Source organism: Leptospira stimsonii, assembly GCF_003545885.1.
In the GTDB taxonomy this organism is placed as follows: domain Bacteria; phylum Spirochaetota; class Leptospiria; order Leptospirales; family Leptospiraceae; genus Leptospira; species Leptospira stimsonii.
In genome coordinates this window covers 1-1,008 of the sequence record NZ_QHCT01000035.1, presented here as the reverse complement: position 1 = coordinate 1,008, position 1,008 = coordinate 1, and the positions used below count along the sequence as shown (strand labels likewise).

Below are 1,008 nucleotides of genomic sequence, written 5' to 3'. Positions count from 1 at the left end.
AGGCTCACTCGAACCTCGTGCCAACTCCTTCGCGCACAAGCGCTCGGAGACGCAACGTCGAGAAGCCTCTTTCGTTAGGCGACATTTTGCAATGTTTATCTTTTAAAATCAATATTCGGAGAAAATATGAAATCAAAATTATTTAAGCTCATTTTATCGGTTTCCTTAATTTTAGCCTCGACGATTCAAATACAAACTGAATCGAAAAAGAATAAATGGGAGTTTGAAAGCCCTCAAATTAAGGAATATCCCAATTCACTCGTTAGCAAATATATCTCCTTTATCAAACCTGATTGCAATGTAATTTCTTGGAAAAGAGCAAATTCAGGAGAAGAGGTTAATTACTGCATTAGTGAACTTGAATTGGTTGACGGAAAACCTGTTATGGGTTATCCAACAAGATTTTCATCTTCAATTGAATATACTGGCAATAGTCGCAATATCTCAGATGAAGCATTAAAAATAATTACTGATTTAGACAATGTTAGTATCTATCGAACCTGGATAACAAACTTTGAAAGAGAAATCGAAGTAGTGGAAAAAGATAAAAAGTACTGGCTCCCAGTTCATAATAAGGTTTTTGCTTTTTTAAATGAAGATCTCCCCTTAAAACTAAATAAAGAAACCGACCAGCTTGAAATTGTTCCTAAACCAGCGGTCTTGGGTTTTAGATACTTAGGCTGTTGTTATACTAATAAGCAAAGTATTGTATTAGTTGTATCAGTTTTAAAACAATAGACTTAATAAAGCAAAACGATCGCCTAACTTCGACTTCTCGCTTCGTTCGCCACTCGCGGTTCCCGCTCAGGCTCACTACGGGCTTCGCCACATTCGCTTTGCCGTTCGGCTTTTGATCGCTCACTAAGGTTCGCTCAAGCCTCCGTCAATCCCTTCGCGCACAGGCGCTTCGGGAACGCGAACGTCGAGAAGCCTCTTTCGTTAGTTGCCATAGCCCGGAAATTAATTTTCATATTAACGCATTTAAAAAAATGCTGACAAGATTTCAAG

The 1,008-nt window shown here is 38.6% G+C and carries 1 protein-coding gene; it reads left to right on the top strand.

All coding sequences use genetic code 11. The annotated features are described in order from the left end of the window. Positions 1-126: 126 nt before the first annotated feature. Positions 127-738 (top strand): hypothetical protein, encoded by a 612-nt coding sequence (locus tag DLM75_RS24525; protein ID WP_167731809.1) that lies wholly within the window; start codon positions 127-129, stop codon positions 736-738. Positions 739-1,008 lie beyond the last annotated feature (270 nt).

Bases quoted from the DNA above. Each gene is read 5' to 3' on its own strand.
- DLM75_RS24525 (WP_167731809.1), top strand. From the start codon at position 127: ATGAAATCAAAATTATTTAAGCTCATTTTATCGGTTTCCTTAATTTTA.